The organism is Streptomyces sp. NPDC052721 (assembly GCF_040678315.1).
Taxonomy (GTDB): domain Bacteria; phylum Actinomycetota; class Actinomycetes; order Streptomycetales; family Streptomycetaceae; genus Streptomyces.
On the sequence record NZ_JBFATL010000005.1, the window covers coordinates 100,523 to 122,734 of the forward strand.

At 71.0% G+C, this 22,212-nt stretch carries 20 protein-coding genes; 14 read left to right on the forward strand and 6 right to left on the reverse strand.

The features are described from left to right. The first annotated feature begins 1 nt into the window (after window position 1). Entirely contained in the window at window positions 2-1,264 is a 1,263-nt protein-coding gene (gene fabF / locus AB0L21_RS07260) for a beta-ketoacyl-ACP synthase II (protein WP_365699373.1), read from the forward strand. Window positions 1,265-1,331: 67 nt separating this feature from the next. On the opposite strand, the gene AB0L21_RS07265 is transcribed toward fabF, so the two are convergent. Then, window positions 1,332-1,826 (reverse strand): DUF3145 domain-containing protein, encoded by a 495-nt coding sequence (locus tag AB0L21_RS07265; RefSeq protein WP_030649497.1) that lies wholly within the window; start codon window positions 1,824-1,826, stop codon window positions 1,332-1,334. A gap of 255 nt (window positions 1,827-2,081) precedes the next feature. On the opposite strand from AB0L21_RS07265, the gene AB0L21_RS07270 reads away from it, so the two are divergent. The 3 genes from AB0L21_RS07270 (at window position 2,082) to AB0L21_RS07280 (ending at window position 5,668) form a co-directional block, all read left to right on the forward strand. After that, complete coding sequence (locus AB0L21_RS07270; RefSeq protein WP_365782688.1) at window positions 2,082-2,966, forward strand: SGNH/GDSL hydrolase family protein; 885 nt, start codon at window positions 2,082-2,084, stop codon at window positions 2,964-2,966. Between the two features lie 15 nt (window positions 2,967-2,981). Then, window positions 2,982-3,959 carry an aldose epimerase family protein gene (locus AB0L21_RS07275; protein WP_365699376.1) on the forward strand — a complete coding sequence of 326 codons (978 nt, stop codon included), beginning with the start codon at window positions 2,982-2,984 and terminating at the stop codon, window positions 3,957-3,959. Between the two features lie 464 nt (window positions 3,960-4,423). Then, window positions 4,424-5,668: a pyroglutamyl peptidase gene (locus AB0L21_RS07280; protein ID WP_365782690.1), complete on the forward strand. Its 1,245-nt coding sequence runs from the start codon at window positions 4,424-4,426 to the stop codon at window positions 5,666-5,668. Between the two features lie 105 nt (window positions 5,669-5,773). Here AB0L21_RS07280 and AB0L21_RS07285 read toward each other — a convergent pair whose 3' ends face one another. Continuing rightward, window positions 5,774-6,568, reverse strand: coding sequence for an EI24 domain-containing protein (locus tag AB0L21_RS07285; RefSeq protein ID WP_365782692.1), 795 nt, complete (start codon window positions 6,566-6,568; stop codon window positions 5,774-5,776). Window positions 6,569-6,626: 58 nt separating this feature from the next. Beyond that, entirely contained in the window at window positions 6,627-7,064 is a 438-nt protein-coding gene (locus AB0L21_RS07290) for a MarR family transcriptional regulator (RefSeq protein ID WP_365782694.1), read from the reverse strand. Window positions 7,065-7,160: 96 nt separating this feature from the next. Between AB0L21_RS07290 and AB0L21_RS07295 the strand changes: the two genes are divergently transcribed. Together AB0L21_RS07295 and AB0L21_RS07300 are read left to right on the forward strand one after the other, a co-directional pair. Then, window positions 7,161-8,159, forward strand: coding sequence for an NADP-dependent oxidoreductase (locus AB0L21_RS07295; protein ID WP_365699380.1), 999 nt, complete (start codon window positions 7,161-7,163; stop codon window positions 8,157-8,159). 94 nt (window positions 8,160-8,253) lie between these two features. Continuing rightward, a complete protein-coding gene (locus AB0L21_RS07300) occupies window positions 8,254-8,673 on the forward strand; it encodes an organic hydroperoxide resistance protein (protein WP_365699381.1) in 420 nt (139 codons plus the stop codon). An 87-nt stretch (window positions 8,674-8,760) separates the two neighbouring features. On the opposite strand, the gene AB0L21_RS07305 is transcribed toward AB0L21_RS07300, so the two are convergent. Further along, entirely contained in the window at window positions 8,761-9,918 is a 1,158-nt protein-coding gene (locus AB0L21_RS07305; RefSeq protein WP_365699382.1) for a serine hydrolase domain-containing protein, read from the reverse strand. 250 nt (window positions 9,919-10,168) lie between these two features. Then, entirely contained in the window at window positions 10,169-11,047 is an 879-nt protein-coding gene (locus AB0L21_RS07310; protein WP_365782696.1) for a hypothetical protein, read from the reverse strand. Between the two features lie 200 nt (window positions 11,048-11,247). Here AB0L21_RS07310 and AB0L21_RS07315 point away from each other — a divergent pair, with 200 nt between their 5' ends. The 8 genes from AB0L21_RS07315 to AB0L21_RS07350 all read left to right on the forward strand — a co-directional run bounded on the left by AB0L21_RS07315 (window position 11,248) and on the right by AB0L21_RS07350 (window position 21,518). Beyond that, entirely contained in the window at window positions 11,248-12,405 is a 1,158-nt protein-coding gene (locus tag AB0L21_RS07315; protein WP_365699384.1) for a mandelate racemase/muconate lactonizing enzyme family protein, read from the forward strand. Further along, window positions 12,402-13,406 carry an alcohol dehydrogenase catalytic domain-containing protein gene (locus tag AB0L21_RS07320; RefSeq protein WP_365699385.1) on the forward strand — a complete coding sequence of 335 codons (1,005 nt, stop codon included), beginning with the start codon at window positions 12,402-12,404 and terminating at the stop codon, window positions 13,404-13,406. Before AB0L21_RS07315 ends, AB0L21_RS07320 begins: the two co-directional genes overlap by 4 nt. Window positions 13,407-13,528: 122 nt before the next feature. Next, a complete protein-coding gene (locus tag AB0L21_RS07325) occupies window positions 13,529-14,506 on the forward strand; it encodes a hypothetical protein (RefSeq protein ID WP_365782698.1) in 978 nt (325 codons plus the stop codon). 141 nt (window positions 14,507-14,647) lie between these two features. Beyond that, window positions 14,648-15,757, forward strand: a complete 1,110-nt coding sequence (gene chvE / locus AB0L21_RS07330) for a multiple monosaccharide ABC transporter substrate-binding protein (RefSeq protein WP_365699387.1) — start codon at window positions 14,648-14,650, stop codon at window positions 15,755-15,757. Between the two features lie 34 nt (window positions 15,758-15,791). Continuing rightward, window positions 15,792-17,342: a multiple monosaccharide ABC transporter ATP-binding protein gene (mmsA, locus tag AB0L21_RS07335; protein ID WP_365699388.1), complete on the forward strand. Its 1,551-nt coding sequence runs from the start codon at window positions 15,792-15,794 to the stop codon at window positions 17,340-17,342. Then, window positions 17,339-18,583, forward strand: a complete 1,245-nt coding sequence (gene mmsB, locus AB0L21_RS07340; protein ID WP_365699389.1) for a multiple monosaccharide ABC transporter permease — start codon at window positions 17,339-17,341, stop codon at window positions 18,581-18,583. Before mmsA ends, mmsB begins: the two co-directional genes overlap by 4 nt. Window positions 18,584-18,608: 25 nt before the next feature. Then, window positions 18,609-19,757, forward strand: coding sequence for an aldose epimerase family protein (locus AB0L21_RS07345; protein ID WP_365782700.1), 1,149 nt, complete (start codon window positions 18,609-18,611; stop codon window positions 19,755-19,757). Window positions 19,758-19,859: 102 nt separating this feature from the next. Continuing rightward, window positions 19,860-21,518, forward strand: coding sequence for a histidinol-phosphate transaminase (locus AB0L21_RS07350; protein ID WP_365782702.1), 1,659 nt, complete (start codon window positions 19,860-19,862; stop codon window positions 21,516-21,518). 17 nt (window positions 21,519-21,535) lie between these two features. Here the strand turns inward: AB0L21_RS07350 and AB0L21_RS07355 are convergent, their stop codons facing one another. After that, the gene (locus tag AB0L21_RS07355; RefSeq protein ID WP_365782704.1) at window positions 21,536-22,186 is read right to left on the reverse strand and encodes a DUF4360 domain-containing protein; all 651 of its coding nucleotides are present in this window, start codon (window positions 22,184-22,186) and stop codon (window positions 21,536-21,538) included. Window positions 22,187-22,212: the final 26 nt, after the last annotated feature.

Genomic DNA, 22,212 nt, shown 5'->3' on the forward strand with positions numbered 1-22,212 from the left:
CGTGAGCCCGACCAATCGCACCGTGGTCGTCACCGGTATCGGCGCAACCACACCGCTGGGTGGCGACGCAGCCTCGACCTGGGAGGCCCTTGTCGCCGGCACGTCCGGTGTCAGCCTGCTGGAGAAGGAGTGGGCGGCACAGCTGCCGGTCCGGATCGCCGCGCAGATCGCCGTCGAGCCGGGCGAGATCATCCCCCGCCCGCAGGCCCGCAAGCTGGACCGGTCCGCGCAGTTCGCGCTGATCGCCGCTCAGGAGGCCTGGAAGGACGCCGGCTTCACCGCCAAGGCCGGTGAGGACTCGTCCGTCAACCCCGACCGTCTCGGCGCGGTCATCGCCTCCGGCATCGGCGGCGTGACGACCCTGCTGGACCAGTACGACATCCTCAAGGAGAAAGGCGTACGCCGCGTCTCCCCGCACACCGTGCCGATGCTGATGCCCAACTCCCCGGCGGCCAACGTCGGGATCGAGCTGGGTGCCCGCGCCGGTGTGCACACCCCGGTCTCGGCCTGCGCCTCGGGCGCGGAGGCCATCGGGTACGCGATCGAGATGATCCGCACCGGGCGTGCGGACGTGGTCGTGGCCGGTGGCACCGAGGCCGCCATCCACCCGCTGCCCATCGCCGCGTTCGGCAACATGATGGCGATGTCCAAGAACAACGACGATCCGCAGGGCGCCTCGCGTCCCTACGACGCCGGCCGGGACGGCTTCGTGCTCGGCGAGGGCGCCGGTGTGATCGTCCTGGAGTCCGAGGAGCACGCGAAGGCCCGCGGCGCCCGGATCTACGCCGAGGCGGTCGGGCAGGGCATCTCCGCCGACGCGCACCACATCACGCAGCCGGAGCCGTCCGGCAACGGGATCGCGCACGCGCTGCAGAACCTGCTGGACAACACGGATCTGAAGCCTGCCGAGATCGTGCACGTGAACGCGCACGCCACCTCGACGCCGCAGGGCGACGTGGCCGAGATCAAGGCGCTGCGGAAGGTGTTCGGCGACGACGTCGACCACATGGCGATCTCCGCGACCAAGTCGATGACCGGTCACCTGCTGGGCGGTGCCGGCGGTGTGGAGACCGTCGCGTCGATCCTGGCGCTGGTGAACCGTACGGCTCCGCCGACCATCAACGTGGACAACCTCGACCCCGAGGTCAACGCGGACGTGGTCGTCGGTGAGGCGCGGGCTCTGCCCGAGGGCCGTATCGCCGCGCTGAACGACTCGTTCGGCTTCGGCGGGCACAACGTGGTCCTGGCGTTCCGGACGATCTGAGAAACGCGGCGAAGGGCCCCCACCGGGAGGTGGGGGCCCTTCAGTCATGTCCGGTACGTGCGCGAAGTCACACCACCTGGTGCAGCCAGCGGACCGGGGCGCCCTCGCCGGCGTAGCGGAACGGCTCCAGTTCGTCGTCCCACGGCTTGCCCAGGAGCTTGGCGATCTCCGCCTCCAGGTCGGTCTCTCCCTGCTTGGACCGCGTCAGCGCGGCGCGCAGGCGGTCCTCGGGGATCAGGATGTCGCCGTGGATGCCGGTGACGGCGTGGAAGATGCCGAGGTCGGGGGTGCAGCTGTACCGCTCGCCCTCGGCGGTGGCGCAGGGCTCGGCGGTGACCTCGAAGCGCAGCAGGTGCCAGCCGCGCAGCGCCGAGGCTAGTTTGGAGGCGGTGCCGGCCTCGCCCTGCCAGGAGAACTCCGAGCGCCAGGTCCCGGGGGCCGCGGGCTGCCGGATCCAGTCGAGGTTGACGCGCGTGCCGAGCACCCCGGCGACGGCCCACTCGACGTGCGGGCACAGCGCGCGCGGCGCGGAGTGCACGTACAGAACTCCACGTGTCGTCACCGGGACCTCCGGGCAGAGCGGGACATCTTGCGGACTGGCTGGGCGGCAGTGGCGCGACGGCCGCGTTGATGGCGAGGCTACCCTGCGGCGGGGCAAGGAGTGTGACGTACCGTCGGTCCCGGTGCGAGGAAACCGCCGCCATTCACCCAGGGGGACGCTTGTGCGGGGGTGTGCCGTTCCCGGGCGCCGGGGGCGGGAACCCTCGCACGTTGTCAGGGGAGGGAGTACCGGTCGTCGAACGAGGGGACAGCAGGGATGCGGAAGCGAAGCCACCGTGTACGGGCCGTTCTCGCCGTCGTGGCGGCCGTGCTGCTGGGCGCCGCCGCATGTGACGACGGGGACGGGAGCGCGCCGGCGCCGGCGGACACCAAGGCGCGCGCGGCGCGGCCACCGGTGTGGGACCGCAGCCCTGACTCGATCGCCGCGGTGGGCGACTCCATCACGCGCGGCTTCGACGCGTGCACGGTGCTGTCGGACTGCCCCGAGGTGTCGTGGGCGACGGGCAGCGACGCCAAGGTGGACAGCCTGGCGGTGCGGCTGCTGGGCGTGACGGGGGCGGCGGAGCGCAGCTGGAACTACGCGGTGACGGGCGCCCGGATGGCGGACCTGCCGGGGCAGATGGAGCAGGCGGTCTCCCGCGGCCCGCAGTTGGTGACGGTGATGGTGGGGGCGAACGACGCCTGCCGGGCCTCGGCGTCGGCGATGACCCCGGTGGCCGGCTTCCGCGCGGACTTCGAGGAGGCGCTGCGCACGCTGCGCTCGGCGCTGCCGAAGACGCAGGTGTACGTGGCGAGCGTGCCGAACCTGAAGCGGCTGTGGTCGCAGGGCCGGACGAACCCGCTGGGCAAGCAGGTGTGGAAGCTGGGCATCTGCCCGTCGATGCTGGGTGACGCGGACGATCTGACCAGCGCGGCGACGCTGCGCCGGGAATCCGTGCAGCGGCGGGTGGTGGAGTACAACCAGGTGCTGAAGGAGGTCTGCGCCGCGGACCGCCGCTGCCGCTTCGACGGCAACGCGGTGTACGACTACCGCTTCGGCACGGACCAGCTCAGTCACTGGGACTGGTTCCACCCCAGCAAGGACGGTCAGGCGCGGCTGGCGGAGATCGCGTACCGGAGGATCACGGCGAGAAATCCGTGACCTAGGGTTTCCCACATGAACGAACTTTTCGGCACACTCCCCGACGGCACCGCGGTGCACCGGTGGACGCTGGAGCGCGGCGGGGTGCGGGTGCGGGTGCTGTCGTACGGCGGGATCGTGCAGTCCGTGGAGGTCCCGGACGGCGCCGGGCGGACGGCGGACGTGGCGCTGGGATTCCCGGATCTCGACGGCTATCTGGCGCATCCGGAGCCGTATCTGGGTGCCGTGATCGGCCGGTACGCGAACCGGATCGCGGGCGGCCGGTTCCCGCTGGACGGCCGGACGTACGCGCTGGCCCGCAACAACGGCCCGAACTCGCTGCACGGCGGTGAACGCGGGTTCGACAAGCGCGTGTGGGAGGTGGCGCCGGTCCCGCACGGCGTCCGCCTGAGCCGGGTCAGCCCGCACGGCGAGGAGGGCTTCCCGGGCCGGCTGGAGGTGGCGGTGACGTACACGCTCGACGCGTCGGGCGCGCTGCGGATCGCCTACGAGGCGGTCACGGACGCGCCGACGGTGGTCAACCTGACCAGTCACACGTACTGGAACCTGAGCGGTTCCGGTGACGCGGGCGGGCATGAGCTGCGGCTGGCCGCGTCCCGGTACACACCGGTGGACGCGGACCTGATCCCGACCGGCGCGCCGCAGGACGTGACCGGCTCCCGCTTCGACTTCCGTACGGCCCGGAAGACCGGCTCCGGCTACGACCACAACTTCGTCCTGGACAAGGGGGTGACCGAGGCGGCGGAGGAGGTGGCCGAACTGCACGACCCGGCGTCCGGGCGGACCCTGACGGTGGCCACGACCGAGCCGGGCCTCCAGCTGTACACCGCCGACCATCTGTCCGGGCCGCTCGGCCCCGGCGCCGGGATCGCCCTGGAGACGCAGCACTTCCCGGACTCCCCCAACCGGCCGGACTTCCCGAGCACGGTGCTGCGGCCCGGCGAGGTCTTCCGCTCGCAGACGGTGTACGGCTTCGGCGTCCGGGGCCGGTAGCCGATCCCGCGGGGACCGTGAAGCCCCGGTCCAGGGGTCAGGTTCCCGGACCGGGGCTGCTCGGCGGAGACGCGCCCCCGGCGGGGGACTTGTCCCGGATCAGACGTTAATCGTCGTGATGACGCGGCGGTCCTCGATCGGGCGTCCGGCGGAGATCTCGTACGAACCCTTCACACTTGCCCACCTCTTCCCCGTCTCCGGTATCCGGAGCCGGTCGCCGTGCCCGCGGCCACGCCCGGTGCAGGGCCGCCGGGCCGGTACGGCCGGACGTCACGCTGCTTCCGGTGCGGGAGGAGGAGGCCCCGGGGCGGGCGCTGTCGCCGGTGGTGCGGGCGTTCCTGGGTGTCCTGCGGGAGACCGCCGACGGGATCGCACGCACCATGGCGCAGGTCACTTCCGTCACGCGATACTGCGGCCGTCCACCGCACCACGCGCCCCACAGCGACGGAAGGACCCGAACTCCCTTGACCCGTATACGCCTCGGTCTCCTCGGGCTGGCCCTGTTGACCGGCCTGTCCGCGCCCACGACCACGGCCTCCGCCACCACCGCCCCGCCCTCCCCCACCGTCGAGGAACAGCGGCTCGACAAGGCCGTGCCGCAGGAGATCCTGCGGCGCTCCGGATTCGCCGAGGCGGCACCGCGGTTCGGTCGCGCCCTGCACGACGCGCAGACCTACGCGCAGGCCCGCCGCATCGTCGTACGAGAGGGGTCCGCGCTGTGGCGGCGGGCCGTGGAGCGGGCGCAGGGGCGGGGGCCGGCCGGCGGTGACCTGAGCCGGGACGACGACCGGCCGCTGTACTGGGCCCGGCTGGGGATGACCCGGGAAGTGCGCACGTGGGAGCCGGACTTCGGGCTCACGGACCAGCAGCGGGACGCGCTTCTCGACCGGTTGGAGCAGGCCTCACGCGGGCAGAGCGACATCCGCTACCCGGGGAAGGGTCACCTGCGGCGGGTCCTGCTCACCGGGTTCGACCCCTTCACCCTCGACCGGGACATCCGCATCTCCAACCCCTCCGGGGCGACGGCGCTCGCGCTGGACGGCACGGTCGTCGAGACGGCGGAGGGGCCGGCGCGCGTCGAGACCGCCGTCTTCCCGGTGCGCTGGCAGGACTTCGCCGAGGGCACGGTGGAGCGGACGCTGCGGCCGTATCTGCCGAAGGTGGACCTGTGCACGACCGTGAGCCAGGGCCGGGTCGGCCGGTTCGACATCGAGCGCACCAACGGCGCCTGGCGGGGCGGCTTCCCGGACAACGACAACGTCGGCCGGACCGGGACCATCCCGGTCACGGACCCGGCGTCGCAGCCGCAGTGGACGGGCACCACCCTGCCGTACACCGCCATCGTGGCCGCGCGGACGGGCCGCTTCCCCGTGTACGACCACACGGAGGTGACCGAGATACCGGCCGGAGGCACCGCGCCCGTCGTGCGGCCGGACGGGCCGACCCCCGGCTCCACCGCCCGTGCCGGGGCCGGCGGCGACTACCTCTCCAACGAGATCGCCTACCGGGCCACGCTGCTGCGGGACCGGCTCGGGCTGCACGACACGCTGCCGGGCGGGCATGTGCACACCCCCGTGCTGCAGTTCGGGGCCGGGAACACCACCGAGGTGACCGACCCCGAGTTCGTGCGCAACCGGCTGGACATCATCGCGCAGGTCCGGGCGATCGTCGCCGTGTCCGTCAGTGCGACGGAGCGAAGGCCGGGCTGACACCGGGACCGGCTCCGGGCCCACGGTGACGTGGATTAGACGCCCGCGGCGACCCCGGGGCGATGACGGCCAGGACGGTGATGACGGCTACGGCGATCACCTCGGTCACGGGGTGACGTCCTCCGCTTCGGGCTGGTCGGCGCCGTCCCCGCCGGTCTCCTCGCCCAGCAGGTCACGGGCGAGGAGCGTGGCGCCCGCGACCGCGCCCGGCATCAGGAACACCGCGACGAACGGGACCAGGAAGGCCAGGCTCAAGGGTGTGCCGAAGCCCCAGACCAGGGTCTTGCGGGAGCGGAGCAGGGCGAGCCGGGCGCGCAGGTCGACGCCCCGGCGCTGCATCGCCACGGCGGCGAGTTCCTCGGTGAGGAAGAAGCCGGTGACGAAGAAGCCGATCACGGGGACGACGGTCTGCCCGACGAACGGCAGGAACCCGAGGGCGAAGAGCAGGACGCCCCACAGGCCGGCCCGCACCAGGACGCGCAGGCTGTCCCGGGCGGAGATCCACAGCTCGCGCCAGAGCGGGAGGTCCGACCGCGGGGCGGTGCCGTCGGGCGAGACGTCGGCGTCGGCCTTCTCCGACAGGTTCTCGTAGAAGGGCTGGCCGACCAGCAGGGTGACGGCGGTGAACGTCAGCACGGCCAGCAGCAGGCCGAGGGCGAAGAGGACGGCCGTCAGGAAGCCGCGGAACAGGCCCTGCCAGGGGCTGGACCAGTCGTCCGCGAACGGGGTCGCCCAGGTGACCGCGTCCGCGCCCCACACGGCGAGCGCGACCAGCGCGGCGGCGTACAGCACCAGCGTGATCAGACCGGGCAGCAGCCCGAAGCCGTAGCTCCGCCCGTGCCGGGCCACCCATCTCTGGCCCTTCAGCAGATATCCGAAACCCACCCCGAGATCGCGCATGGCGAGGACTTTACTGGCTCGGTGCGACAGCGCGGGTGGCCGGTGACCGGACCGGGTCTCAGGCGTCCAGCATGCGGCGGAGCAGGTCGCGCAGGGAGCGGCGCTGGTCGTCGGTGAGCGCGGCGAGCGGCTCGCGGGCGAAGTGCAGGCTCTCGCGCAGGTCCCGGGCCACCCGGCGGCCCTCGTCGGTGGCGGCGGCGACCTTGACCCGGCGGTCGGCCGGGTCGGGGCGGCGCTCCACCAGGCCGCGGGACTCCAGCCGGTCCACGATCCCGGTGACGTTCGACGGCTCGCACTTGAGCTTCTGGGCCAGCTTGCGCATGGGCAGCGGTTCCAGCGAGAGCAGGCTGAGCAGCCTGGCCTGCGGGCCGGTCAGCGTGTGCTCGCCCGCCGCTTCCTCGTAGTCCGCGTAGAAGCGGGCCACGACGTCACCGATCAGCTCGACCACTTCCAGGGTCAGGGCGTCGGGGCGGTGGGTCTTCGATGGGGTGGACATGCCCACAGGATACCCGGTTACTTGACATCATGAAATATTCAGGTCCATGGTTGTTTGAGGTACTGAAGTAAATGCCGTGACACGAAAGGCTCCCTCATGATCAACCGCGAGTGGCACCTGCTCAGCCGTCCCGTCGGCTGGCCCAAGCCCGAGGACTTCGCCCTCGTCGAGGCGCCGGTCCCGACCCCGGGCGAGGGTCAGGTGCTGGTGCGGAACAAGTACCTCTCGGTCGACCCGTACATGCGCGGCAGGATGAGCGCGGCCAAGTCCTACGTCGCCCCCTTCGAGCTGGGCAAGGTCATGCAGGGCGGCGCCGTCGGCGAGGTGGTCGAGTCCCGCGCCGAGGGCATCTCCGCCGGCGACCACGTCCTGCACTTCTTCGGCTGGCGCGAGTACGCGGCCGTGGACGCGAAGAACGCCGTGAAGGTCGACCCCGGGGCCGCGCCCCTGTCGACGTACCTGGGCGTCCTCGGCATGACCGGTCTGACCGCCTACGCCGGCCTGCTGCGCACCGCCTCCTTCAAGGAGGGCGACATCGTGTTCGTGTCGGGCGCGGCCGGGGCCGTCGGCAGCCAGGTGGGCCAGATCGCCAAGCTCAAGGGCGCCTCCCGCGTGATCGGCTCGGCCGGGTCCGACGAGAAGGTCAAGCTGCTCGTGGACGAGTACGGCTTCGACGCCGCGTTCAACTACAAGAACGGCCCGGTCGCCGAACAGCTGCGCCAGGCGGCGCCCGACGGCATCGACGTCTACTTCGACAACGTCGGCGGGGACCACCTGGAAGCCGCGATCGGCTCGCTGAACCAGGGCGGCCGGATCGCCGTCTGCGGCATGATCTCGGTCTACAACAACACCGAGCCCGCGCCCGGCCCGAAGAACCTGGCCCGGCTGATCCAGACGCGCGGCCGGATCGAGGGCTTCCTGGTCGGCGACCACTACGACCTTCAGCCGCAGTTCGTCCAGGAGGTCGGCCCGTGGGTGGCCTCGGGCGCGCTGAAGTACCGGGAGACCGTGGTCGAGGGCATCGAGAACAACCTGGAGGCGTTCCTCGGGGTCCTGCGCGGCGACAACATCGGCAAGATGGTCGTCAAGCTCTGACCTTCCCGCGGTTTCCGGCATGCGGTAGCTTCTTTCCGAAATCCGTCGCGATCGTGGGCGCGAGTCACGGCGGGCCGAGGAGGAGGACAACCGCATGCCCATCACGCAGTCCGACGTCCTGTACACCGCCGTCGCCACCGCCGAGAACGGCCGCGACGGGCGGGTCGCCACGGACGACGGCCGACTCGACGTCGTCGTCAACCCGCCGAAGGAAATGGGCGGCAGCGGGTCCGGGACCAACCCGGAACAGCTGTTCGCCGCCGGTTACAGCGCGTGCTTCCAGGGGGCGCTGGGGGTCGTCGCCCGGCAGGAGGGCGCCGACGTGTCCGGGTCCACCGTCACGGCCAAGGTCGGCATCGGCAAGAACGACGAGGGGTTCGGGATCATCGTGGAGATCTCGGCGAGCATCCCGAACGTCGACGAGGCCACCGCGCGGGAGCTGCTGGAGAAGGCCCACCAGGTGTGCCCCTACTCGAAGGCGACGCGCGGGAACATCAGCGTGACGCTGGTCTGACCTCCGTCGTTCCTTACATCGGCAGCCGCATCCTTGGACGTGGGGTGCGGCTGCTTTTCGGCGGGGGGCGCCTGCCGGGTGCGCTCCTCAGCCGGCCAGCGCCGCTTTGTGGACCTCCGCCGCAAGTCTGTCGTTCTCCGGGGCCGCCCCGCCCGGGAACGCGAACCTGCGCCTCGTGTAGCCGTAGGCGATGCCCGCGTGGGGGTCCGCGAAGGCCTGGACGCCGTTCGCGCCGCTGTGGCCCAGCGTGCCCGCGCCCAGGAAGGGGTGCCAGATGTCGGCGGTCGCCTGGAAGCCGAGGCCGAAGGACTTGTGGGCGCGGGCCACCAGGTCGTACCCCGTGGAGTGGATCTGGGCGAACTCCGCCAGCGTGTCGCCCTTCAGCAGCGGCGTCCTGCCGTCCACCTCGCTGATCATCGCCGCGTACATGCCCGCGAGACCGCGCGCCGAGCCGACCCCGCCCACCGAGGCGGGCCCCTGGGCGCGGATCAGCCGCTCGTTCGGCAGGCTCTCCAGGTCGGTGGGCTCCGCACCGTGCCGGTTGAAGGCGATCGACCCGAGGGTGTGCGGGCCGGTGGGCACGGCGTCGAGCTGCGCCTGCTGCGCGGGCGTCGGCAGCATCGGCCGGACCGTGCGGAAGCGCGGCTCGTGCGCCTCCGGCAGACCCAGATGGAGGTCGAGGCCGTGGGGGGCGCGGACCCGCTCCTCGTACACCTCCTGGAGCGTACGGCCCGTCGCCCGGCGGACGACCTCGCCGGTCAGCGCGCCGATGACCAGCGCGTGGTAGCCGAACGCCGTGCCCGGCCGCCAGAACGGCCGCTGGTCGGCGAGGCGTTCGGCGATGATCCGGTCGTCGGCCAGCTCGGCGGGACTGAACCCGGTGTCGGTGCCGACCAGCCCCGCGCGATGCGCCAGCAGGTCCCGCAGCGTCAGCGCGCCCTTGCCCTCGGCGGCGAACTCCGGCCAGTAGTACGTGACTTTACGGTCCAGCTCCAGCGTGCCGTCCTGTACGAGCAGCGCCGCGACCAGATGGGCCGCGCCCTTCGTGGCCGAGTACACGGCGTACAGCGAGTCACCCGTCACACCCGCGCCCGCCCACAGATCCACGACCCGCCGTCCGTGGACGTAGGCGCACAACTGGCCCTCGTAGTCCTCCCGTTCCCCGGCGACGAAGGCGGCGAACTCCTCGCGCACCGGCTCGAAGCCCTCGGCGACCGTGCCCTGGACGGTGATCTCCTGCGTCATCCGCTCTCCTCGACCGATCCGCTGCTCGCTGCTCCCCCTCGGCACAACGCCCTCCCCGGACATCGGGCGTTCCCGAGACCGGTACGGCGAGACGTGCCCGATCGACTCAACCCCCGTGAGGGCCGGGGGGTGTCACGGATGCCCCGGATGGCCGATGGCGCGGGGTGGCGGGGGTGCGCCGGCGTGTGCTTCACGTGCACACGGATGGAGGCGGACGCGGGCGGAGGCACTCACGTGCCCGCGGACACACTCAGGTGCACCACCACAGGAAGCGGTCGCAGGTCTTCGTGGGCGACGGCTCGGGCGTGGGCGCGGAGGCCGTCGGGGCGGCGGACGCGGTGGCGGGCTCGCTGGGGGGCGGGGCGGCCGGGGTCGTCGGGGTCGCACCGGAGCCCGTCGTGGCCGACTGCTGCGCCGTGCCGGTGTCCGTGGCGGAGGGGGAAGCGGAATCCTTGTCCTTCGGGGACTTCGACGGGGAGGCGGAGGCCGAGTCGCCCGGGGAGGCGGACTCGCCCGCGCGCGGCGTGGCGCCGGACGTGGCGCCTATCGGGCCGGCGGTGCGGTCCGGCGCGACGGAGGCGGCGGCGCCGTCCGCCGAGGTGTCCCCGACCGGGGCCGGGGCGTCGCCGGAGAAGGGCGAGAAGGGCGCGTCCGTGCCCAGTTCGGCGAGGCTGAGCCCGCCCGCCGCGAGGACGAAACCGGCGGCGACCAGGACGGTACGGCGGCGCCGGCGGCGGTGTGCGGCGGCCTTGCGGTCACGGCGGCTGCCCTCGGCCCCGCCCCGGGCCCGCCGCCCGGCCGGGGCGGCCCCGACGTCGCCGACGTCGTCGCCCTCGCCCTCGCCCTCGGCCTCGGCCTCGTCCGCTTCGTCGGCCCCCGCCTCCGCCCGTTGCTGCCGTTCCGTCCGCTCCGGCTCCCCGGGGCCGTGCGGCTCCTCGTACGGCTCTTCGTACGATTCTTCGTACGTCGGCTCGTACGTCGTCGGTGTCTGCGCATACCCGTGCTCGCGCCCGCGCGCGTGCGTGGCCGGCGCGGCCGTGGGGGCCGCGAGCCGGTCGGCCGGAGTTCCGCACCCCGGGCAGGCCAGGGCGCCATTGAGGTGCCGTTGGCACGGGAGGCAGTAGTTCATGACGCGGGAAGACTAGAGTCCGCGCGGTTCCGGTTCCAGGCGTCATTGTGAAGGTTTGGTGCGGGGTCGAAAAGGTTCTCGGAAGCCGTGCCGAAACCGTTACCTGTTCGACCCATTGACACCCCCGCCGGACCGTCCTTACTGTCACGCCAGCATTTCGAACGTGTGACGAAATCTCGAACAGCTGAGGGGCAACTGCCGTGCGCATCACCGGAATCAGCACGCACGTGGTCGGCACGCCGTGGCGCAACCTGACCTACGTCCAGGTGCACACCGACGAGGGCATCACGGGAGTCGGCGAGACCCGGATGCTCGGGCACACCGACGCGCTGATCGGCTATCTGCGGGAGGCCGAGGCCAACCACATTCTCGGATCGGACCCGTTCGCTGTCGAGGACCTCACGCGCCGGATGAAGTACGGCGACTACGGCCGCGCCGGTGAGATCGTCATGTCCGGCATCGCGGTCATCGAGATGGCCTGCTGGGACATCAAGGGCAAGGCGCTGGGCGTGCCGGTGTGGCAGCTGCTCGGCGGGAAGGTGACCGACAAGGTCAAGGCGTACGCCAACGGGTGGTACACGACCGAGCGGACCCCGGAGGCGTACCACAAGGCGGCGCAGGGGGTCATGGAGCGCGGCTACAAGGCGCTGAAGATCGACCCGTTCGGCACCGGGCACTTCGAGCTGGACCACCAGGAGACCCTGTACGCGGTCTCGCTCATCGAGGCCGTGCGGGACGCGATCGGCCCGGACGCCGAGCTGATGCTGGAGATGCACGGCCGCTTCTCCCCCGCCACGGCCGTCCGGCTGGCCAAGGAGATGGCGCCCTTCAAGCCGGCCTGGCTGGAGGAGCCGGTGCCGCCGGAGAACCTGAAGGCGCTGGAGAAGGTCGCGGCCAAGGTCGACATCCCGGTGGCCACCGGTGAACGCATCCACGACCGGATCGAGTTCCGGGAGCTGTTCGACAGCCAGGCGGTGGACATCATCCAGCCCGACGTCGGCCACATCGGCGGCATCTGGGAGACCCGGAAGCTGGCCGCGACCGCCGAGACGCACTACATGCTCGTCGCCCCGCACAACGTGGGCGGGTCGGTGCTCACCGCCGCCTCCCTCCAGGTCGGGTTCACCTCCCCGAACTTCAAGATCCTTGAGCACTTCAACGACTTCGCGGACGCGGAGATCAAGAAGGTGGTCAAGGGGGCGCCGCAGGTCGTGGACGGTTACTTCCACCTCTCGGACGCGCCCGGCCTCGGGGTCGAGCTGGACGTCGACGCGGCGGCGGAGTTCCCGCAGCAGCAGGCCCGGTTCGACCTGTGGGCCGAGGGCTGGGAGCAGCGCAAACCGAAGGGCACGAAGTGAGTTCCCAGGTCCTGATCGAGGCGCCAGGCGTGCACCGGGTCGAGGCCCACACGCCTCGGCAGCCCGGTCCCGGCGAGGCGCTGGTCGCGGTGCACGCGGCCGGCATCTGCGGCAGCGACCGCGAGGTGTACCAGGGCAACCGGCCCGAAGGGTACGTGCGGTATCCGCTCACGCCCGGACACGAGTGGTCGGGGACGGTCACGGCGGTGGGTGCCGGGGTGCCGGGCTCGCTCGTCGGCCGCAAGGTCGTCGGCGAGGGCTTCCGCAACTGCCAGGTGTGCGAGCGCTGTCACGCGGGCGAGACCACGCTGTGCTCGGCCGGGTACGAGGAGACCGGCTTCACCCAGCCGGGCGCCATGGCCGCCACGCTGACCCTGCCCGCCCGGCTGCTGCACGTCCTGCCGGACGACGCCGACCTCACCGCCGCCGCCCTGCTGGAGCCGGCCGCCTGTATCGCGGCCGCCGCGCTGAAGGCGAACGCCCGGCCCGGTGAGCGGGTCGCGGTGGTCGGCACGGGCACGCTGGGCATGTTCGCGGTGCAGTTCCTGAAGGCGATCTCGCCGGTGGAGCTGCTCGTGGTGGGCACGCGGAACGACCGGGAGGCGCTGTCCCGGCAGTTCGGGGCGAGCGACTTCCGGCTGAAGGACCAGCAGCTGCCCGGCGACTTCGACGCGGTGATCGAGACCGCCGGGTCGGCGTCCGCCGCGCGCACCGCCGCCGCGCTGCTGCGGCGCGGCGGGCGGCTGGTCCTCACCGGGATCCCGGCGCCGGGCGCGGACGGGCTCGACCCGACCGATCTCGTCGTACGGCAGCTGGAGGTGCACACCGTCTTCGGGGCGCCGCCGGACGCCTGGGCGCACGCCGTGCGCGTCTTCGGCGCCGGGCTGCTGGATCCGCTGCCGCTGGTCACCCACGAGTTGCCGCTGACCGAGTTCCCGCAGGCCATCGAGCTGGTGGGGGCCGGCGACCCCAAGGTGGGCAAGGTGCTGCTCCGCCCCTGACCGTACGCCGGTCAGGGCGTGAGCTGACGGCGCCCTGACCGGCGTACACCCAGCGCTTTTTCACACCCAGAGCCGCGAACCTTGTCCGAAATACCGAACACTCAGGACCCTAAGGACAGCTTGTGACCGACGCTTCCGCCCCGGCAGCCCGCAGGCCCGGCGAGCAGGTGCTCGCCGCACTCGGCCTCGGCGCGCCCGCCCTCGACCCCGCCGACGCCTCCGCCCACAGCTTCCCGGGCGGCGGGCGCTGGCGCACCGAGATCCCCTCGTGCGAGGGCCCCGAAGCGCTGGCGGTCGTCCTCAAGGAGGCCTCGCGCCTCGACGTACCGATCCACCGGATCAGCCAGGGCAGCGGCGTGTGGATGCTCACCGACGCCGAGATCACCGAGATGGTCGACGCCACCAACGAACGCGACATCGAACTCTGCCTGTTCACCGGCCCGCGCGGCACCTGGGACATCGGCGGCTCGGTGCGGTCCGACTCGCGGGGGGCCGGACTGCGCGCCCGGGGCCACGACGCCGTCGCCGGCTGCGTCGAGGACGCCGTCCGGGCCACCGAACTGGGCGTGAAGTGCCTGCTGGTCGCCGACGAGGGCGTGCTGTGGACCCTGCACCGGGCCCGCCGGGCCGGGATCATCCCGGCCGACACCACGCTGAAGGTCTCGGCGCTCATCGGCCCGGTCAACCCGGCCTCGTACGCCGTCTACGAGCGGCTCGGCGCCGACTCCGTCAACGTGCCCAGCGATCTGACGCTGGACCACCTCACCGAGATCCGCCGGGTCTCCGGCGCCCCCATGGACATGTACATCGAGGCCCCCGACGACCTCGGCGGCTACGTCCGGATGTACGAGGTCGCCGAGCTGATCCGGCGCGGCGCACCGCTCTACCTGAAGTTCGGCCTGTCCAAGGCCCCCGGCATCTACCCGTGGGGCACCCACCTGCGGGACGTCACCCTGGACACCGCCCGGGAGCGGGTGCGGCGCGGCCGGCTCGCCCTGGACCTGCTCGCCCGGCACGGCGCGGACGGCGACATGGCGCCGCTGGGCTCCCGACTGCCGGGGTCCTTGAACCGGTTCCCCACCGAAGGTGCCACTGGATGACCGACGGGGGCTGCGGGCCGTGTGGCCGGCCGCGCGCCCACGCGGCGTAGCCGCACACCGACCGCAGTCCCGCGCCCTTCCGGGGCGCTTCAACCGACCTCGCCAAACATCTCGACGAAGAGAAGAACAGGGACGATCACTATGCGCACTCGCAGAAGCGCCCTCACCGTCATAGCCGGAGCGGCCTCGCTCGCCCTCACCCTCACCGCCTGCGGCCAGAGCGGCGAGGGCGGCAGCAAGGAGAAGACGGGCGACGTCAAGGGCGCCACCATCGGCATCGCCATGCCGACCAAGTCCTCCGAGCGCTGGATCTCCGACGGCAAGAACGTCGTCAAGGACCTGGAGGCCAAGGGCTACAAGACCAAGCTGGTCTACGGCGAGGACGACCCGGAGACCCAGGTCTCGCAGATCGAGAACCTGATCACGCAGGGCGTCAAGGGCCTGATCATCGCGGCGATCGACAACAAGTCGCTGAAGAACGTGCTCCAGGAGGCCGCGGACGCGCACATCCCGGTCATCTCCTACGACCGGCTGATCCTCGGCACCGAGAACGTCGACTACTACGCCTCGTTCGACAACGAGAAGGTCGGCAAGCTGCAGGGCCAGTACATCGTCGACAAGCTCGGGCTGAGCAAGGGCAAGAAGGGCCCGTTCAACATCGAGCTGTTCGCCGGCTCCAACGACGACAACAACACCAAGTACTTCTTCGGCGGCGCCATGAGCGTCCTCAAGCCGTACATCGACAAGAAGCAGCTGGTGGTCAAGTCCGGCCAGACCGCGCTGAACAAGGTCGTCACCCTGCGCTGGGACGGCACCACCGCGCAGAAGCGCATGGAGGACATCCTCACCTCCGCCTACAAGAGCGGCCGGGTCGACGCGGTCCTCTCGCCGTACGACGGCATCTCCATCGGCATCCTGTCCGCCCTCAAGTCGGACGGCTACGGCTCGGGCAGCAAGCCGCTGCCGGTCATCACCGGCCAGGACGCCGAGCTGGCCTCCGTGAAGTCGATCATCGCCGGTCAGCAGACGCAGACCGTCTACAAGGACCTCCGCAAGCTCGCCGAGGTCGCCGCCTCGATGATGGACGACTCCCTGAAGGGCAAGAAGCCCGAGGTCAACGACACCAAGACCTACGACAACGGGACCAAGGTCGTGCCCGCCTACCTGCTCCAGCCGGTGAGCGTCGACAAGAGCAACTACAAGCAGGTGCTGGTCGACGGCGGTTACTACACCGAGGCCGACCTCAAGTAACCCGCCCATTTCCTACGGATTGGAAGGCACGACCATGGCGGGACCCGTCCTGGAAATGCGCTCGATCGTCAAGACCTTTCCCGGTGTCAAGGCGCTGTCGGACGTCACCCTGACCGTCCGGCAGGGCGAGGTCCACGCCATCTGCGGGGAGAACGGCGCCGGCAAGTCCACCCTGATGAAGGTGCTCTCCGGCGTCCACCCGTACGGCAGTTACGAGGGGGACATCCTCTTCGAGTCAGAGACCTGCCAGTTCAAGGACATCCGGGCGAGCGAGCAGCACGGCATCGTCATCATCCACCAGGAACTGGCGCTGGTGCCGCATCTGTCCATCGCGGAGAACCTCTTCCTCGGCAACGAGCACGCCACGCGCGGACTCATCAACTGGCGCGAGACCCTGCGTCACGCCACCGAGCTGCTGCGCCGGGTCGGTCTGGACGAGCACCCGGAGACGCGGGTCGCCGACATCGGCGTGGGCAAGCAGCAGCTCGTGGAGATCGCCAAGGCGCTGTCCAAGCAGGTGAAGCTGCTGATCCTGGACGAGCCGACGGCGGCCCTGAACGACGAGGACAGCGACAAGCTCCTCAATCTGATCCTGGAGCTGAAGAGCCAGGGCATCACCTCGATCATCATCTCCCACAAGCTGAACGAGATCCGCAAGGTCGCCGACTCGGTGACGATCATCCGGGACGGGCGGTCCATCGAGACCCTCGATGTGAAGGCGCCGGAGACGACCGAGGAGCGGATCATCGCCGGCATGGTCGGCCGCGACCTCGACCACCGCTTCCCCGAGCGCACCCCGCACCAGCCGGAGGAGGGCGCGGCACCGGCGCTGGAGATCCGCGGCTGGACCGTGTTCCACCCGATCGACCAGCAGCGCAAGGTCGTGGACGACGTGTCCCTGAGCGTGCGCCGCGGCGAGATCGTCGGCATCGCCGGCCTGATGGGCGCGGGCCGCACCGAACTCGCGATGAGCGTCTTCGGCCGGGCCTACGGCCGGTACGCGGCCGGCACGGTCCTGAAGGACGGCACGGAGATCCGTACGAAGACCGTGGCGGAGGCGATCGGGCACGGCATCGCGTACGTCACCGAGGACCGCAAGCACTACGGCCTCAACCTCATCGACACCATCAACCGGAACATCTCGCTGACCGCGCTGGACAAGGTCGCCAAGCGGGGTGTGGTGGACGAGCACGAGGAACGGCAGGTCGCCGAGGGCTTCCGGACGTCCATGAACATCAAGGCGCCCACGGTCTTCGAGCCGGTGGGCAAGCTCTCCGGCGGCAACCAGCAGAAGGTCGTCCTCAGCAAGTGGATCTTCGCAGGTCCCGACGTGCTGATCCTCGACGAACCGACCCGCGGCATCGACGTGGGCGCCAAGTACGAGATCTACACGGTCATCGACCAGCTCGCCGCCCAGGGCAAGGCGGTCGTCTTCATCTCCTCCGAGCTTCCCGAGCTGCTCGGCATGTGCGACCGCATCTACACGATGGCCGCCGGGCGGCTGACCGGCGAGGTGCCGCGGGCCGAGGCCACGCAGGAAGTGCTGATGCGCCATATGACAAAGGACAAAGAGGTAACGCGATGAGCACGGATGTGACCGCCAAGAGCCCGGCCCCCGCGCCGCCGGGCAAGAGCGGACCGGCTGCCGACGGGGGACTGCTCGGCGTGATGCTGGCCGGTCTGCGCCGCAACATGCGCCAGTACGGCATGCTGATCGCGCTCGGCCTGATCGTGGTCCTCTTCGCGATCTGGACGGACGGGGACCTGCTGCTGCCGCGCAACGTCTCCAACCTGGTGCTGCAGAACAGCTACATCCTGATCCTCGCGATCGGCATGATGCTGGTGATCATCGCCGGGCACATCGACCTGTCGGTCGGCTCGCTCACCGCGTTCGTCGGCGCCTTCGCGGCCGTACTGACCGTGCAACACGGGATCTCCTGGCCCATCGCGCTGGTGCTGTGCCTGGTGGTCGGCGCCGTCGCCGGCTCGGTCCAGGGCTATCTGATCGCCTATCTCGGCATACCGTCCTTCATCGTCACCCTCGCCGGGATGCTCCTCTTCCGCGGCCTCACCGAGATCCTCCTCAAGGGGCAGACCCTCGGCCCGTTCCCCGACGGTCTGCAGAAGCTCGGCAACGGCTTCCTGCCCGAGGTCGGCCCGCACACGAACTACCACAACCTCACCCTGCTGCTCGGGCTCGTACTGATCGCCGCCGTCGTGTGGCAGGAGTTCCAGGACCGCCGCCGCCAGCAGGAGTTCTCCCTGGACGTGCTGCCGACCCGGCTGTTCCTGCTCAAGCTGACCGCCCTGGTCGCCGCGATCCTCGTGCTCACCCTGCTGCTCGCCAGCTACAAGGGCACCCCGATCGTGCTGATCATCCTCGGCGCGCTGGTCGTCGGCTACGGCTACGTCATGCGCAACGCGGTCTTCGGCCGGCACATCTACGCGATCGGCGGCAACCTGCCGGCGGCCAAGCTGTCCGGCGTGAAGGACAAGAAGGTCACCTTCTACGTCTTCCTGAACATGGGCGTGCTCGCGGCCCTGGCGGGTCTGGTGGTCGCCGCCCGGCTGAACGCGGCCTCGCCGAAGGCGGGCGTCAACTTCGAACTGGAGGCCATCGCCTCCTCGTTCATCGGTGGCGCGTCCATGAGCGGCGGTGTCGGCACCGTCCTCGGCGCCATCATCGGCGGTCTCGTCCTCGGTGTGCTGAACAACGGCATGAACCTCCTGAGCGTCGGCACCGACTGGCAGCAGGTCATCAAGGGCCTCGCCCTGCTGGTGGCGGTCGGGTTCGACGTGTGGAACAAGCGCAAGTCCGGTTCGTAAGCGCCCAGAAAACGGAGCCGCACCTATGGAACTGAACAGACGCACGGTCATCGCGGGAGCCGCCGCGGCGGGTCTCGCCGCCACCACCCTCGGCGGCACTGCCGAAGCCGCTTCGGGAAGGAAGCCGGTGAAGGAACTCTTCGGCACGCTCGCCGACGGCACGAAGGTGTACCGCTGGTCGCTGGAGAACGGCGGTACCCGGCTGAAGGTGCTGTCCTACGGCGGCATCGTCCAGACCCTGGAGCTGCCCGACCGGCACGGCCGGTACGCCAACGTCGTGGCCGGGTTCGACAACATCGCCGACTACGTGGCGAAGAGCCCGTACTTCGGCGCCCTGATCGGCCGGTACGGCAACCGCATCGGCAAGGGACAGTTCACGCTGGACGGCAAGGCGTACCAGCTCTCCGTGAACGACGGCGTCAACAGCCTGCACGGCGGGGCCCAGGGCTTCGACAAGCACGTGTGGCACGTCGAGCCGTTCACCAAGGGCTCGGACGTCGGCCTGCGCCTGCACTACACCAGCGTCGACGGCGAGATGGGCTACCCGGGCACGCTGCGCACGACGGTCACGTACACCCTCACCCGGCACGGCGACTGGCGCATCGACTACGAGGCCACCACCGACAAGGCCACCGTCGTCAACCTCACCAGTCACGTCTACTGGAACCTGGCCGGCGAGGGCAGCGGCACCATCGAGGACCACGAACTCTCGATCGCCGCCTCCCGCTACACCCCCACCGACTCCGGCCTGATCCCCACCGGCGAGCTGGCCGAGGTCGCGGGCACCCCGTTCGACTTCCGGCACGCCAAGCCGATCGGCCGGGACATCCGGGCGGGCCACGAGCAGCAGGTGCAGGCCAAGGGATACGACCACAACTGGGTGCTGGACAAGGGGATCACGGCGAAGCCCGAACACGTCGCCACCCTGCGCGACCCGCGCTCCGGCCGCACCCTGAAGATCGCCACCAATGAGCCGGGGCTGCAGTTCTACTCCGGCAACTTCCTCGACGGGACGCTCACCGGCACCGGCGGCCGCACCTACCGGCAGGGCGACGCCCTGTGCCTGGAGACGCAGCACTTCCCGGACTCGCCGAACCACGCGAACTTCCCGTCGACGGTGCTGCGGCCGGGGCAGACGTACCGGACGTCGACCCTCCACACCTTCGGGGCGTGAACCGGCTCACACGGCGGGCGAGTTGAACGCCACTGCCGTCTCCTCCGTATCGAAGGGTGGCCCGTGCTCCCCCGCACGGGCCATCCTTCGACGGAGGTTCCCTTGGCCGGCAACGTCACCTCGTTGTTCCGCGGCACCGCCGCGCACAGCCCTTCGATGGCGGCGCTGACGCGGGAGAGCGACGGGTCGGGCCCGGTGGACTTCTGCATCCCGTGCAACCCCTACTTCCCCACTCCCGCCATGTTCGAGGAGATGGGCGCCCGGCTGCGCGAGATCGTCACGTACTACCCCAGCAGCGCCGACACCATCACCGCGGAGCTGTGCGACCTGCTCCAGCTCCCGCCGCAGTGCGTGGCGATGGGCAACGGCTCCACCGAGCTGATCACCTGGATCGACCACCTCCTGGTCCGCGAGTCCCTGGCCGTCCCCGTGCCCACTTTCGGCCGCTGGACCGACCAGCCGATGGAGACCGGCAAGCGGGTCGACATGTTCCCGCTCCAGGAAGCGAACGGCTTCGCCCTGGACCTCGGCCAGTACGCCGAGTTCATCCGCGCCCGGGGCACCCGCGTGGCCGTCATCTGCAACCCCAACAACCCCGACGGCGGCTATCTGCGCCGCCGGCAGATCGTGCAGTTCATGGACACCATGGCGGACCTCGATCTGGTGATCGTGGACGAGTCCTTCCTGGAGTTCGCCGACGCGGAGGCCGAGCCGAGCGTCGTCCAGGAGGCCATGCTCCGCCCCAACGTGATCGTGCTGCGCAGCCTCGGCAAGAACTTCGGCCTGCACGGCATCCGCTTCGGCTACCTCGTCGCCAACCCCGCGCTCGCGGGCAAGGTCCGCTCCATGCTGCCGAAGTGGAACCTCAACTCCTTCGCCGAGCACGTGGTGTTCATGCTGAAGGAGCACGGCCCCGCGTACGCGCAGAGCCTCCAGCAGGTCCGCCGCGACCGCCTGGAGATGGCCAGCCACCTCTCCGCGCTCCCCGGCCTCACCGTCTACCCCTCCCAGGGCAACTTCCTCTTCGTGCGCCTGCCCGTCGGCGCCGAGGGCACGGTGGTGCGGGACCGGATGCTCACCGAGCACCGGATCCTGGTCCGCGAGTGCGGCAACAAGATCGGATCCTCCAGCCGCTTCCTGCGGCTCGTGGTGCGCCCCCAGGTCGACGTGCGTCGCCTGGTGTCCGGCCTGGAACAGGTGCTCTACGGGTCCAGGAGGGGAGCCGCCGTACCCGAGCCGGGCACCGGGACCAGCTACAGCTCGGGTACGGCGGCGGTCGACCGGCTGGTCAGCGAGACCAACGGGGCCGGCATGCGGCTCACACCGGCCGGCCCCGCTCCGGCCGCCGGCACCGGCATGCCGCTCCCCGCCGCCGTGGCACCGGCCGGCGGCGGGATGCCGATGCCGGCGGCAGCCCAGCCACTGCCCACGCCGGCCCCGGCGGCGGCCCCGGCGGCGGCCGTGATGCCCGCACCGGCACCCGTACCGCCGGCCCCCGCCCCGGTACCGGCCCCCACCCCCGTACCGGCTCCCGCACCGGCACCGGTGGCCCCTGCACCGGCACCGGCACCGCTCGCGCCCGCAGCGGCCGTCGCCCCCACCCCGCCCGGCGTTCCGGCCCGGGGCGGGCTCACCGCCGCCCAGGTCCGCGGGATGACGGCCCCGGCACCCGCCACCGGCCTGACCCCGGCCCCCGCGACGGGCTGGCCCAACGCGCAGAGCTGGCCCAACGCGGCGGGGGCGGGCCAAGCCGCCGTCTGAGCGAGCGCCGGCCCCGTTCAGGAGGTCGGGCACTCCTTCCAGGCCAAGTGGTACACCGTACTGATGTCCCCGTCCGTCGAGTCCATCGTCATGAAGCTGACCTTGTCGGGGGTCGCGGTGCCGGCGTTCACGCGCAGTTCGGTGTTGATGTTGAAGTTGCGCAGCACACCGCAGGGCGCCCAGACCAGTTGGGCCCAGTCGGTGGAGTCGGTGGCCTGCCAGTCGTCGTTGTAGGGGCCGCTGAACGGGTGGGTCCTGGGCACGGTGTTCGACGAGCCCTGGAAGTAGTACGACGCCTTCTGCGTGCCCGTGGCGCCCCGCTGAAGCGAGGCGAAGCCCCGGTAGTCGGCGCTGGCTATCGCGTACGTGAAGCCCTGCGGGACGTGGACCACCAGGTTGAGCTGGCAGTTCTTGCGGAAGGCCGTGGGGTCGGAGTTGCCGCCGGCCTGGGCCAGGTAGGCGCTGTAGGTCACGGTGAAGGCCGTGTTGTCCGGCGAGACCGCCACAGCGGCCGTACCGGCGGGGCAGCCCGAGCCGTTGACCGTCGCCACATCGATGACGATCTTGTCCGGGGGCGGGTCGTCGAAGACGGAGGAGGGGCTCTGTGCGGTCAGTGCGGTGGTGAGCAGAGCGGCCACGGCGCCGCTCAGGAGGACTCCACCAGCCATGGTTTCTCCCGGTTGTCGAGTGGGGG